General features: G+C 49.0%; 10 protein-coding genes. 6 read left to right on the top strand and 4 right to left on the bottom strand.

The window, feature by feature from the left end:
* Nucleotides 1–305 precede the first annotated feature (305 nt).
* Entirely contained in the window at nucleotides 306–887 is a 582-nt protein-coding gene (locus tag ACNQKP_RS14470; RefSeq protein WP_417865467.1) for an NADPH-dependent FMN reductase, read from the bottom strand.
* Nucleotides 888–962: 75 nt separating this feature from the next.
* Here ACNQKP_RS14470 and ACNQKP_RS14465 point away from each other — a divergent pair, with 75 nt between their 5' ends.
* Both ACNQKP_RS14465 and ACNQKP_RS14460 read left to right on the top strand, forming a co-directional pair.
* Complete coding sequence (locus ACNQKP_RS14465; protein WP_417865465.1) at nucleotides 963–1,646, top strand: PilZ domain-containing protein; 684 nt, start codon at nucleotides 963–965, stop codon at nucleotides 1,644–1,646.
* Between the two features lie 62 nt (nucleotides 1,647–1,708).
* On the top strand, nucleotides 1,709–3,019 hold the full coding sequence (locus ACNQKP_RS14460) for a hypothetical protein (protein ID WP_417865463.1): 1,311 nt from the start codon (nucleotides 1,709–1,711) through the stop codon (nucleotides 3,017–3,019).
* Nucleotides 3,020–3,022: 3 nt separating this feature from the next.
* On the opposite strand, the gene ACNQKP_RS14455 is transcribed toward ACNQKP_RS14460, so the two are convergent.
* Nucleotides 3,023–4,432 carry a hypothetical protein gene (locus ACNQKP_RS14455; protein ID WP_417865461.1) on the bottom strand — a complete coding sequence of 470 codons (1,410 nt, stop codon included), beginning with the start codon at nucleotides 4,430–4,432 and terminating at the stop codon, nucleotides 3,023–3,025.
* 330 nt (nucleotides 4,433–4,762) lie between these two features.
* Between ACNQKP_RS14455 and ACNQKP_RS14450 the strand changes: the two genes are divergently transcribed.
* Nucleotides 4,763–7,669 (top strand): outer membrane lipoprotein-sorting protein, encoded by a 2,907-nt coding sequence (locus ACNQKP_RS14450; RefSeq protein WP_417865460.1) that lies wholly within the window; start codon nucleotides 4,763–4,765, stop codon nucleotides 7,667–7,669.
* On the opposite strand, the gene ACNQKP_RS14445 is transcribed toward ACNQKP_RS14450, so the two are convergent.
* Entirely contained in the window at nucleotides 7,666–8,172 is a 507-nt protein-coding gene (locus ACNQKP_RS14445) for a TetR/AcrR family transcriptional regulator (protein ID WP_417865458.1), read from the bottom strand. The genes ACNQKP_RS14450 and ACNQKP_RS14445 overlap by 4 nt on opposite strands.
* A gap of 143 nt (nucleotides 8,173–8,315) precedes the next feature.
* Between ACNQKP_RS14445 and ACNQKP_RS14440 the strand changes: the two genes are divergently transcribed.
* Genes ACNQKP_RS14440 through ACNQKP_RS14430 form a run of 3 tightly spaced genes read left to right on the top strand, consistent with a single transcriptional unit; the run spans nucleotide 8,316 to nucleotide 12,378 of the window.
* Nucleotides 8,316–9,836, top strand: coding sequence for a GH3 family domain-containing protein (locus ACNQKP_RS14440; protein ID WP_417865456.1), 1,521 nt, complete (start codon nucleotides 8,316–8,318; stop codon nucleotides 9,834–9,836).
* Nucleotides 9,833–10,399 carry a LysE family transporter gene (locus tag ACNQKP_RS14435; protein ID WP_417865454.1) on the top strand — a complete coding sequence of 189 codons (567 nt, stop codon included), beginning with the start codon at nucleotides 9,833–9,835 and terminating at the stop codon, nucleotides 10,397–10,399. Before ACNQKP_RS14440 ends, ACNQKP_RS14435 begins: the two co-directional genes overlap by 4 nt.
* Complete coding sequence (locus ACNQKP_RS14430) at nucleotides 10,396–12,378, top strand: C45 family autoproteolytic acyltransferase/hydolase (RefSeq protein ID WP_417865452.1); 1,983 nt, start codon at nucleotides 10,396–10,398, stop codon at nucleotides 12,376–12,378. The genes ACNQKP_RS14435 and ACNQKP_RS14430 overlap by 4 nt, the downstream gene beginning before the upstream one ends.
* Here ACNQKP_RS14430 and ACNQKP_RS14425 read toward each other — a convergent pair whose 3' ends face one another.
* On the bottom strand, nucleotides 12,379–13,092 hold the full coding sequence (locus tag ACNQKP_RS14425; protein ID WP_417865450.1) for a substrate-binding periplasmic protein: 714 nt from the start codon (nucleotides 13,090–13,092) through the stop codon (nucleotides 12,379–12,381).
* Nucleotides 13,093–13,143: the final 51 nt, after the last annotated feature.

Below are 13,143 nucleotides of genomic sequence, written 5' to 3'. Positions count from 1 at the left end.
AAAACATTGGAATTATTTTTGTGATGGCCTGAATTTTCGATACCAAAAACCCCGTCTAAGTTGGCGAAACAAGGTTTTAGTCTAGTGAAATTGCATTATGATGTCAGCAATCCCCATGAAAAATTGACGCGTACCGACTACATTACAGGAAGTTCAGTTGCCTTTATTTTGGGCTTTTTGAGACCATAGATCTATGGCACGGAATGCGCTTTTTCGTTCGAAATGGTTTTTGGCAGCCCTCTTGATCTTAGGATTGATCTATTTTGAGGGCCGCGTTCATGACAGATTGATCGCCAGCCGACAACCTACGTCGACTTCTTACTCTCAATAAACGAGTTCGCATCCAGTTTATAGGCTTTCAAAGCCTCTGCGAACTTCTGGAATCCTTTGGCTTGCTTCACCAACAGGGACTTCATCAACTCGTCCGTCAACTGCCCTTCGGCATTGATGATCTTAAAGACGTTCATCATAAAGACGCGCTCCGGGAAAATAAAGGCATTACGGTATCCGAAAACCCCTTGCAGATGTTCCACCGGACGAAGTGCTCCAAACATCGCACCCAAACCCACGAAACAAACCGGACGATATTCGAAGGACTCTGGGAACTTCAAGTGATCAATGAAGTACTTCAGAATGCCCGGCATAGAGCCATTGTACTCAGGACACACCACAATCAAACCATCGCTGGCAAGAACCTTTCCCAAATATGGCTGCAAAGCCTCGGAAGGCTTTCCGTAGTGAATGTCATCATGAAGGTGCTGTTTCAATTCTTTCAGATCGATGATTTCAACGGCCTCACCCAGATCTTTGTAGATCCCCTGGATGATTTTGGAAACTTTAAGTGTGTTGGAATCGGGACGGTCTGTACCGGCGATGATATATTTCATGAGTAATTCTCCTAGACAAAGTCATATACCTTTCGCTGTAATAAAACACAAGACTCAACTGCGAGGAGCTTCATCGTGAATCCTAAAAACTGGTTCGTGCTTACCGACGGTCAGGTCAACGGCCCTTTCGATATACAGGAAGTGGAATCCCGTGTGGCCTCCGCCAAAGAAGCCCAGATCTGGGGTCGCGGCCAGAGCGAATGGATGACTCCGATCAAGTGGCGTCAGTCCTTGAAGGATTCAAATCAGGTGGCGATTGCTGCCAACGAATCTGAAGGACTTTGGAAAGTCCGCGTGGAAGGCAAAGACCGCCCTCCGATGAAGTACTCGGCTCTGATTGCGTTTCTAAAGGGCATGACGGACTTTTCCGCTGTCGATGTTTGTTCTGACAACTCCAACGTATGGAAAGAAATCTATTCCATTCCCCGTATAGTCGATGATCTTGGCATCAGTCGTCGATCACACCCGCGTGTCCCGATGGTGGGCACACTGGCTTGCGAAAGCCCCAAGGGTGAGTTCAGCTGCCGTGTGATTTCCATCAGCGAAGGCGGCCTGGGAGTCAACGATGCGCAGAACCTGCAAATTGGTGAACGCTTTAAAGGAACTTTGACCAGCCCAAACCTGTTCGTGACGATCAACACGACTTGTGAAGTCGTTTATGTTGGAAATGACGGTTATGCAGGTCTTCGTTTTGTCGGCTTACCGGAAGAATTCAAAAGCTCGATCATTGAATACGTGCGCAAGTTTGCCATGGTCTAAACTGCCATCTATCAAAGCTCTTTAAATAGAAAAAAGTCCGACCCTATGATGATCTATCAGAAATGTCGTGGCTGCTTCCCATTCTTGTCATTATCATCCTGCCCTGCTCTGTTTTTGCAGCCCGCAAAACAGAGTGGAGTCTGCATTTGGATTCAAAGCTTGAAGCCACTGCGTACCCTGAAGAATACGGCGAAGACACCAACTCGGAACTTTATGACCTGGAGCTGATACCGGTCTATCGCTGGAAGTATCTGGAGTCCTGGCGCTTCTTCGTCCGTCCGGTCTTTGTCGCCACTCCGAACAACAACTCTGAAGAAGAACGCTATTTCTTTGATCCATCGGAAGCCTACATCCGCTATCAAACCGAAAGTGCTTCCCTGCAGGCGGGATACAATCTTTTCACATGGGGGGTGACCGATGGCTACAACCCGGTGGACATCGTGAATTCGAAGCAGTATTTCGATCCTTTGCGCAGCCGAAAGCTGGGGGCGCTGTCGCTTTTATATTCCCAAAGCATAGGAAGCTGGGAGCTGGAACTGGTGTACATCCCGCAAAATCGCGGCTCGACTTTGCCCGGAACTGAAAGCCGCTGGTTGCCGCGGGAAATATTTGTGCCCCAGACCGCCGACAATGATCTGGTGCTGAATCTTCCCGACAATCTTCGTTATGACTATTCATCCCGAAGAAATCTGGGCAATGCTTTGGACAATAACTATGCCTTCCGCCTGCAGCGGCGGGGTGACTTCATCGATGTGGCTTTGACTGGCTTTGAAGGGGCTGCGGGATTTCCTTTTGTAGAACCTGTCGTGACCGGAACCATTGTGCAGGTTTCCCCCAAAACGGTGATCGATGTGGATCCGGATGTTCTGCTAAACACCTACAATTATCGCATTCGCCAGGGCGGACTTTCTTTTGTGATGAACCAATGGAACATGCTTTTTAAGGCCGTTGGCAGCTACACGCAAAGCCTCGAAGACAATCCGGCCTTGCAGAAGTGGACCAATGAAAATGTGCTGGGACTGGAAAAGACCTTCACCTTAGGGGAAAGCGGCCTATTGATCGGCATTCTTCAGTATTCATTTGTGAACACAGAAAAGAAAAACGACTCGAATCTTTCCATCACGGAAATTTTTCGCAGCGCCTACATGGCCGGTGGACGTCTGACTTGGAAAGAGGTCTGGGGTTTTAATCTGCTGGGTCTTTACGACAGCATCCATGGCAGTACTTATCAACAATACAGCCTGAGCCGTCGTTTCTTTGATGCCTGGGTGGTGACAGCGACGGCAGACCTTATTCAGGGATCCGCCGAAACGCCCTTAGGAGTTTATGGAAAGAACGATTCTTATTCGTTGTCGCTCAGTCGTTCTTTCTAAGATTTACGGTGTCAGTTGCAAAACCAAGTCAGAGGATTCCGTCGTCAGCAGTTTATTCACCTGCAAAGACAAACCTTCCGCCACCGGAATCTCCGGCAAGGTCATACTGACCGACTGCCCCCACAGAGAATCAATAATACGATCCCGGATCGTCGAGGACTTAAAGCGACGGGATGGACTGTACCGGGAAATATAAGCCGGGTCATACACCCCCGTCATCCCCAGTGTTGGATTCACAAATTTTGTCTGCACCTTCCCGTCATCCAGATTCAAAGTCACCTTGGATGTGAATGGCAAAGTGAAATTCATAAACGGAACATAGGATCCGGATTTTGGTGCCTGCATTTTCGCATACATGGAAGCCTTCACCGAATACTGCAGGCCGTTTCCTGTGATTTGCACATCCTTGTCTGAATAAAGATCAAACATGAACTTCGCCGACTTGGAGTAATTCATCAGTTCCGGCCAGATAAACAGCTGCACAAAGCGAGATCCCATGATCGTGGAAAACCCCGGAAGCTTATTGGAACTGATCTGATGCAACCACGTGTTGCCTTTATAGGCCTCACTGAGCACCACATTGATAAAGTCCTTGGGCAGACGCAAAGAGGCCAGGCTTGAATTCGCTGCAGCCTCCTCAGCCAATTTCAAGACCTTGCGGGAATCTTCAGCGACACGCGTAAATGCCACTTCCAAGGTTCCTTTAGCCAGAAGTCCTTCCGTACCCAAATCCTGGAAATCCTTCACAGACATTGTGACTTCAATATCAGGACGGGCCACAACCAGCTTGCGACTGCCTGAGAAATCAAAACTTACACCTTCCAGGTATTTCTGCACATAGCTTTTAATAAGTTCTTTCTGCGGCTCAACGAAACTGGCTGAGTCATTGGTGATCTTGGTCACTTCATTCATTAAGATATCAGAGAAGCCTTCAGCACCAGAGCATTGGACATTCCCTGCCACCACCCAGGCACCCGGAAGCCAGGACAAAGACACGGAGTCGACATTGGCACCAGCTTGGGTGCTTCCCACATTCGGAGTCACTTTCATTGCAAACTGACCTTGGCCGGATTTCAGATTCAGAACAATGTCCTTGCATTGTGCCTGCACGCGGAAGCGTCCGATAATGCCACCGACGTTGCGCTCGACCACATGGTCCACCACGACCTCTGCAATCTTCAGCTCCGCCACCAGACCTTTGGAGGAAAGTTCCAGAGCGCTCTGAGAACCGCTTAGGGAGGGCTTTTCAAGGCGGGTTTTGATATCGATTGAGATTCCCTTGATGTCGACGGGGATATCCTGACTTACAACCTGCTGATCAGGAAATCGCCAGTTTGCAGCGAACTCGCGAGTCGTGAGTGTTTTCCACTTTTCTTCAATTAAACTTTGTTGAAATTGTCTAGGTAGTTTCAATTCGAACTCTGATTCCACAACAGTTCTGGAAAGTGCGGGTACAGTTATTAAGAATGTGAGTAGCGTGGCCGATAGTTTTGTTGTCATCATAGAACTTCGTTTCCTCATCATGTCAGACATCATGTTTCTAAGTTACGGCTTCAACTGAAAAATCTAAAGGAACTTTTTTAAGCAGAATCGAAAGAAGACATTCCAATGATAAATACGACAATCGCCAAATTATTTTCAAAAGTTTCCGTCAAAACAGTCTGCATTTCTACTCTTCTTTTTGTTTTTTTCGCCACCATCCTTAGTCTGTTCGCGCTTCCGAATTTACAAACTCAGTACAGTTTGAAGCAGTTCCTTCCCACTGATAACCCGCTTTTACAGCGGGACGAACACACCAAGCAGGTGTTCCAGCTTTCTGAAGCACAGCCCTTTATCATCACGGCCAAAGTAAAGGATGATGGTGAAACCTGGTTTGCCAAAGACAAGATTGAAAGTCTGAAAAACCTCACGGATCTGCTGGCGAATTTTCCTGGCGTGAAAGGCACGCTAAGTCTGGCTACCGTCCAAGGTGCCGTAAACAGCAAAGAGGGACTGAGCGTAGGTCCATTGCTGCAAAACCTGCCGGAGAAAAACTGGAAAAGAGAAACTCTTGCCAATCCGCTGATTTCGCCAACACTTATTTCCGAAGACGCACGGACGGCTTCAGTCATTGTGAACATCAAATCAATGAACACCAAGGAACTGCAGCATCTTCGCCAGAATCTGGCGGTCACCGCCTCAGCTTCGGTGCCATTTGCTCACGTTGAAATCGGCGGCACCCCGGCCGTGCAAACCGACGTGGGGGCCCTGCTGACCACGGAGATCCGCAACTTTGTTGTTCTGGGTTTTATTGCCTGTTTCCTGGTGCTGGGTCTGGTGTTTGCCAACTGGTCGCCTTTGATTATTTCTTTTGTGATCATTCTTTGTGCCAACATTCTGGTTCTGGCAGCTATGGCCATTGCGGGCTATCCGTTCTCTGTTCTTTCCAGCACCATTCCCATCCTGACCACCGTGGATGTGGTCTCGCTGGTCATTCATACTCTTTTAAGGTACGCCGAAGAACAAAAGAGCCAGCCCTTCCTGACTCATCAGGAACGGGTCATTTATACCTTCAAGGCACTCTTTGGAACGAACTTCTTTGCCTCCACCACCACCATGATTGGTTTTTTAAGTCTGCTGGTGACCAAAGTTCCACTGATTCGGGACTACGGCTTGACGGCTGCGGGCGCGATTATCATTGGCTGGGTTGTCACCACATTGCTGCTGTTCCCGATGCTTTATTTTATGCCGGGTCCAAAAGCGCGCGACTGGGCGTGGGCGAAGGCACGCTGGGGCCTTTACCTGTTCCGACGCTCTGGCATCTGGGCCTTTTTAATTATCCTGGTGTGTTCTGCCTTGGCCATCAAAGGCCAGGGACTCAGCTGGTCAGCAAGGTTATTTGATGATTTACCCGCCAACCATCAGGTGCGTCTGTCGACTGAAACCATCGATCGGGAACTGGGAGGAATGATCCCGGTGGATATTGAAGTTCGCGGGCCAGCAGATTCCTGGAATGAACCTCAACTGCTGGCGCGTCTGGATCAACTGCTGGTTGAACTGCGCAGTATTGAAGGCGTGGGAAGCGTCGTGGGACTTCCAGATCTGGTGGCGGCGGCAAATCTTCACCATTCCCGCCTGCCCGCCAGTCGCTCATCCACTGCAGAGATCTTTTTCCTGTACTCCTTAAGCAGCGCAAGTCCTCTTAAGAATTTCCTGACGACGGATTCTTCCAATACCCGCATTTCTGTTCGCACATTTGATCTTCCTTCAAACCAATTGCAGAGTGTGGTTGAACAGATTCGCGAAAAAGCCCAGACCGCATTCCCGCAGATGAAGGTGGACGTGACTGGCATGGGATCCACCATTCATCATCTAAATAACGAACTATCCAGGGAACTGATCTTTGGCTTCTGGCATTCGATGATCGCCATTGCTTTGGTGCTGGTCTTTGTTTTCAGATCTGTTCGCTGGGCGATTGTGGCTTGTATTCCGAACCTGGTGCCACCGGCAGCCCTGCTGGGATTCCTTGCCATTTCTGAAACTCCGATCAAACCAAGCATTGCGATTATTTTCTCGATTGCGCTGGGACTGGCATTCAACAATACGGTTTATCTGCTGGAACGTCTTAAATACATGCAGAAAAAATCCAGCAGCAAAGAACTGGAAATCGAGCGCACCTTGTGGCGTGAAGGAAACCCTTGTCTGATATCAAGCCTGATTCTGCTGGCGGGCTTCTCGGTCTTTATGGCTTCATACTTTGCCATGAACAGGATCTTTGGCTTCTATATGATACTGTCAATGCTCGCTGGACTGGTGGGAGATTTGATTCTTCTTCCAACTCTGTTGAAAAGTTGCCCTTGGCTGCTGGCTCCCGTACCGTGGAAAAAGGAGAAAGTCATGGCAACAACCGCAATGATACTTTTGACAATACTTGTGGCAATGGCCCCCGTTCCCACCCACGCCCAGCCCCCGACAACAGAAAAACTGGGCGAGGAAATGAGTCAGCGCCTGCGTTCCCGGGATGAGCAGTTCGTAGTGAAGATGAAAATCATCGAAGCCGATGGTTCCAGCAAGGACCGCGAAATGAAAATCTGGCGCTTCAGCCCGCAAAAAAAGGAACACTACCTTCTGGTGCGCATGCAAAAACCCCAGGACCTAAAGGGCACAGCTTTGCTGGCCACACTGAAGGGCGAGCAGGAAGACAAATGGATTTACCTTCCTTCCACCAAGCAAACACGCCGTCTGACCGGGGAATCCGGTCAAGGCGGGATTCTGGGGTCAGAGCTTTCAACCGAAGACTTTGATTTCAATCGAGATCAGGGCGTGCAAAATGTAATCAAAAAAGAAGCCGAAATCGGCGGGAAGAAATATTTGATCGTTGAATCCGACGTGAACACGACCTCCCCGTCTTATTCCAAAATCATCAGCTATGTATCCGCCACAGATTATGTGCCGGTGAAGGTGGAATGTTACGACAAACAGGGAAAGCTTCTTAAAACCCTGGATTTCACGGGATATAAAAAGGTCGCAGGCAATAAGATGCGTGCTTCCAAAATCAGTATCAAAAATGTGCAGAATAAAAGAGCCACGGTCATCGGCCTGTCCCAGGTGAAGATCGATCAGGGCTTGACGGCCGCGCGCTTTACGCCGAAAGCGCTGGCAGAGGATTAGTTCTTTTTGATGTAATCAGCAAACAGGTCATCGACCCGTTCCGGCGGCAGCTGGAACGCGATGGCGCCAAGTTCCTTCAGATAGATCTCCAGAATCTGGACTTCACTTAAAGTTGGGAACTCGATTTTCATCGCTTTCATCAACAAAGCCTCGGCCTCGTTGATCATCTTGCCGAACTGGGTCCCGGCGTTTTTCTCCAGATAATAAAGAACGAACAGATAGGGCATATTTTTCACATCCCGCAAAACGTCGCGCAGACGCTCACGGATGCCCACGGTCTTGGTGCGCTCCATATTGAAGATATGAGAGATGACGAATTTATAGGCCTCTTCCAGAACCTTGTCTTTCTCCTTCCCGAAATAGTAGTAAATCAGGGACCGGGTGACATTGGACTCTCTGGAGATATCGGACAGGGTCCATTGCAAATGGCCTTTGGCCACTTCCATCTTCAGGATAGCGTTACAGACCGCAAAATAGATTTCTTCCTTCGATTGAGTTGCCATCCTGCAATTTTGACAAAAACACCGCAATTCTGTCAATGGAAGGTGGCGAATTCGACAAAAACCCTCATTTACTGTCAACGCGTTAAAGCGACAAAGGTTCTAAATCGAAATAAATTGCCTCCATTCCAACGAAGGAGTTTTTTATGTTCGCAGTGAATCATGTTGTCCAGTCCCTGGGTCAAAAGTATCTGAAAACATACGGTCAAAGAATGACCGTGAATCACCAGGACCTTCTGTCAAAGCAAGAAAAGAACTTTGCCAGCCTGAAGCGTTCTATGACCGGCACGCGCATCTATAAAGATCTGCGCCTGTCCCACATCCACTCTTATGAAGAATTCGTAAACCACGTACCTGTGTTTGGTTACGACGAATATGCGCCTTATGTCGACATGATCGCCGCAGGCCATAAAGACATTCTTTTTAAAGACAAAGCGGACTATTTCGGTCTTTCTTCCGGCACATCCGGCAAAGACTCCAAACGCGTTCCTTATAATGAACGCATGATTCGCATGTTCATCAAATCTCAAAAGCGTATCGCAAGCAAACTGTCCACTTTGGAGCCGAATCTGAATCTGCTAAAGGCAGGTCGTCTGACTTTCGGTTCTGATCCATACCTGTATTCACAGAATGGTTTTAAATTTGGTTACATTTCCGGGATTCTGTCCACCCGTGTTCCAAAGGCTTTGGCCAAGAACACCTTCCCTTGCCGGGAGGTGCTGGCTATTTCCAACTGGGACAAAAAGATTGAAATGCTGGTTAACGAATCCATCCAGCAGGACATTCAAGTGGTGAGCGGAATCCCTACTTATATCATCTCTATCTTTGAAGCGGTTTTGCAAAAAACCGGCAAGACTCACATCAACGAAATCTGGCCGAACCTGAAAGTTTTCGTTTATGCAGCCACCCCGATCAAACAATACCAAGAGCGTATTGACCGTCTGGTGGGTCATGAACTGAACTATTACGGCGTTTATGCGGCAACAGAAGCTGCTATCGGTTTGCCATACGAAAAGTATGAAAACGGCCGCCAGCGTTACTTCCTGAACCCGGACCTGATTTACTCTTTCACTCCGGTCAATGGCCCTAAAAAAAACGTCGGCCTGCACCAGATCGAAATGGGCGTGGCTTACTATTTGAACGTCGGCACTCCAAACGGAATGATTCACTATTGCATGAAAGACGTTGTCAGCTTTGACCTGAATAACGGCGACCTTGTTTTCGAGTTCGTGGGTCGCAAATCCACCGGCATGAACCTGGCGGCTGAAAAAGTCAGCGATGATGAAATCCTGGATTGCTATCTAAACACCAAAAACTCCCACAATGTCGATCTGCGCCACTTCTTCCTGTCCCCGGTTCTGAATAACGGCAAAGCCGCTTATCTTTGGACACTGTTCGTTCCGGAAAAAGCGAACATCGACGTGGAGGCTTTGGCCGCCACTTTGGATCAACAGATGCAAAAATTGAATGGCGACTACCATGACTGCCGCGAAGTGGGTGTCTTGGGTCCGGCACAAGTGCAAATCATGAATGCTGATTATCTGCAGGCATATTTCGAGAAGAACCGCAGCCGCGGTCAGTTCAAAATGAAAACAACATTTGAAACTGCTGAAGAATACCTGAGCTTCATCCGCAACAACCTGGAACAGACAGGACTTGCGCAATGATTCTGTGGATGATTTCGGTGGGTTTTTTATCAGCGTTTGCGCTGGGGCCAGCAAGCTTCAGCATCATTCGCAGCCTGGTGTCCCGCCGCACCTGGCCCTGGTCCTCGATTGCAGGCTTTTTACTGGGGGATGTGACCTACATCCTTCTGGCGATGGCCCTGCTAAAAAGTCCATTGTTTCACCAGGAATGGCTTAAGGTCACACTGACTGCAATGACTGCGCTGGTTCTGTCAGCTTACTCTTTGAAAGTTCTGCTTTCCAAAGAGCAGCCAGCGTCACTTGAAATCCCCCATCAGGGATTCACCAAGAGTCTGGCTTTGACCCTGTCCAACTTCCATCTGGTTTTAATCTATGCAGGTTTGTTCGTTCACTTGCGTGATGCGAAGTCCCTGTGGCTGGGAGTTATCGTGTATCTTCTGACCTTTGTGGTCAGCTTCCTTGCTCTTTTGTGGGGGCTAAAAAGACTGCACGGGCCTATTAAGCAATTCTTAAGAAAAATCGAAATCGTGGCCGCCTGCGGTTTCTTCTGCTTTTCCATCTATCTTTCTGTGGGGATCCTATGAAGCGTCTTTTTATTCTGGCTCTTTTACTTCCCGGCTCTGCCTTTGCGGACTGTGTTCTTAAGAATGAACTGCAAGGTCAAAAGCACTTTGTCTGTCAGGCTCCGGGCACCTCCAAATCGGTGCACGTGCTGGACCTGAATGGTGGTTTTTCTGAGACCGCTTATTTCCACGGCTATTTCCTGAAGAAAGAAATTGAAGCGGGTGTTTTGAAGGGCGTTCAGGTTCGCACCGAACGTGCGTTCTCTGCCCTGGACAAAAAGTCCCAGGATCAGCTGTTGCTGATTAAAAAATGCGTGATCGACAACTATCGCGCCAGCGTTTCGGACGAATTTAAAACCGGACTGAAGAATCTGCACCGTGGATTGAAAGATGCCGGAAGCCAGGTTCCGTGGACGGCGTTTGAAGAAACCAATTACATGGTGGAGTTCTCTATCTTTGCTGATTCAATGCAAAGACAGATGGATGAAAGCCCCCGCAAAGGAGCCATGAAGGTTTTTGCCTCTTGCGCGCCTTACTTTATCGGGAACACTCTGGCCAAGCCCTTCAAGCTGCTGGCTCAGGGTTTAAGATCCATTAAAATGGGTTGTACAGGGATCAGTGCATCTGCAAGCAGCTCCAGGGATGGGGCCCTCCTACATGGTCGCAACTTCGATACGGGCCTTTTGGGCTTCTATGAACCTGAACAGGTCATCGTGATCAACCGTCAGAAAAACGGAACCACTTCTGTGGGTCTGGGCTCTGCGGGCCTGCACTATGCCGGAGGCATCAGTGGTATCAACAACCACGGCCTGTCTGTGAGCTTGCATGAACTGCAAACCGAGGGCACCCAGATTCGCTATGATCGTGGTGAATCCGACATCGCCCCTTACCTGCTGCATTCTGTTCTGTTGAAAGCACGCAACCTTAATGAGGCTATTGCCATGATCCAGACCCGCAAGGGCTTTGGTGCGTGGACATTCTTTATCTCTGACGCCAAAACCGACGAATCCGCTTCCATTGAGCTGAGCGGAGACACCGTGGTGGTGGCTCGTCGTGCGCAGAACAAATTCCTGGGCCAGAGCAATCACTTCCTGGGAGGAAAAACCAGCCAGGAAGGTTATGAATACAGCCTGAATAAAACCCTGGAAACCCGCGCGCGTCTGGCCCATGTCGAACGCACAATGAATGAAGACTTCGGGAAAATTGATGCCCAGTGGGTGATCAATCGTTTAAGTGGTCACACCGACGAGCTGGTGGGCGCCAGATCCTTTGGTCGCACCACGACGAAGCTGTACACGGCAGCGACCCACGTGATGCAACCAGGCCGCATGCAATGGTGGATGAGTGTGGCAGAAACTTACCCGACCAACCGTTCTCACTTTGTGGGCTTCCGCCTGCTGGGTCCGGGACAAAAAGCTCCGGTCGAGATTCTGGGAACCACCAAAGCGTGGGAAGACCCCACGAAGCCCGCCTGGTATGACTCTATGAAATACTATGTGAAGGCTTATCTCGCCAACGAACAGGATCACAGCACCATTGCTGGACTGGATCGCACCCTGGCGTTGCTTGAAACTGCTTCTGTGACCGCAGCTCAAGATGGCGTGTTTGAATTCCCGTACGAATTCATGTGGGCGCGAATCAAGGTTTTGCGCGCGGCCAAGAACATCATGGCAGGTCAGCGCGACATGGCTTATAGCGATCTGACTGAAGCTCAAGAACGTCTGAATACGATCTCGGCTCGTATGGGCTCTAGTCTTCATGACTATGAAAATTTCCAGCTGGATCTATGGAGATTCCGCGCGGAAACCCTGAAGCCTCAGGCAAAACAGTCCCGGGCCGCTCAAGGCGCCTTCCGTCAGGAAGCTCAAGGATTGTTGCAAGGTTTGATTTCCAAATACCCTCGCCAAAGTGAACTTTATGATTTGCAGTGGAGTCTGGGCGAAGAGGCGCAATTATACATTGTCCTTGATGCCGAGATCCGCTTGGGAACTGTGGAATAACTAAGGTGTGGTGGCGACAGTCTCGGTCAGGACCCGATCGAGGCTGCCGTCTTTTTTCATGGTCTCAATGGTTCTGGAAAAAATATCGGCAAGACGTTTGCCGTCTTCGTTGTCCTGAAACGCATAGTACACGACCTGCTCAGAGAGTGGTTGGCTGCGATCAAACTCAATCTGCTTCTGCCCACTGAGTTGAAGTGCCTTCAACCCTGAACGCTCTTCCACAACAAAAGCATCAATCAGGCCCTTACCCAGCTTTTTCATATTCAGCACATCATCAGCCGCCATTTCAAAGCGGATCTTTTTATTGCCGATAAGTTCTCTGACGTAAGGATAGCGGAAAGTCAGGCCGACTTTTTTGCCCTCAAGATCTTTCAGGCTTCTAAGTGGTTTGTCTTTTTTGTAGAAGACATAGTCCACCTTACGATAGAAAGCGCTGGATTTGGCAGAGGATTGAGGGACATAAACGTCCAATGCCGGAAAGAAGCCGTCCACCTTGTTGTTGGTGAAAGCCAAAAGAGTTTTGCCGGTGGGATAAACCAGAATCTCGACCTGTCGGGAGTTGCGCTTGGCAATTTCCCGGGTCAGATTGACGAAAAGGCCTTTTTCAGGGCTTTCCACCATCAAAGGAATGGCGAACGTCGCCATCACAATCGGCTTGGCCGATGCTATTGACGTCAAGAGCAGCAAAGCTGATACGTTCGCAATCAAAGACATAACTAAGTAAAGATTTATTGATGGTATTTAGCAAGAGCTTTTCAGTCCGAA

Origin of the sequence: Bdellovibrio bacteriovorus (genome assembly GCF_048286975.1) — a bacterium.
GTDB lineage: Bacteria > Bdellovibrionota > Bdellovibrionia > Bdellovibrionales > Bdellovibrionaceae > Bdellovibrio > Bdellovibrio bacteriovorus_H.
This window is presented reverse-complemented; position numbering and strand designations above follow the sequence as displayed.

Bases quoted from the DNA above. Each gene is read 5' to 3' on its own strand.
- ACNQKP_RS14460 (WP_417865463.1), top strand. From the start codon at position 1,709: ATGTCGTGGCTGCTTCCCATTCTTGTCATTATCATCCTGCCCTGCTCT.
- ACNQKP_RS14435 (WP_417865454.1), top strand. From the start codon at position 9,833: ATGATTCTGTGGATGATTTCGGTGGGTTTTTTATCAGCGTTTGCGCTG.
- ACNQKP_RS14445 (WP_417865458.1), bottom strand. From the start codon at position 8,172: ATGGCAACTCAATCGAAGGAAGAAATCTATTTTGCGGTCTGTAACGCT.
- ACNQKP_RS14425 (WP_417865450.1), bottom strand. From the start codon at position 13,092: ATGTCTTTGATTGCGAACGTATCAGCTTTGCTGCTCTTGACGTCAATA.
- ACNQKP_RS14470 (WP_417865467.1), bottom strand. From the start codon at position 887: ATGAAATATATCATCGCCGGTACAGACCGTCCCGATTCCAACACACTT.
- ACNQKP_RS14430 (WP_417865452.1), top strand. From the start codon at position 10,396: ATGAAGCGTCTTTTTATTCTGGCTCTTTTACTTCCCGGCTCTGCCTTT.
- ACNQKP_RS14440 (WP_417865456.1), top strand. From the start codon at position 8,316: ATGTTCGCAGTGAATCATGTTGTCCAGTCCCTGGGTCAAAAGTATCTG.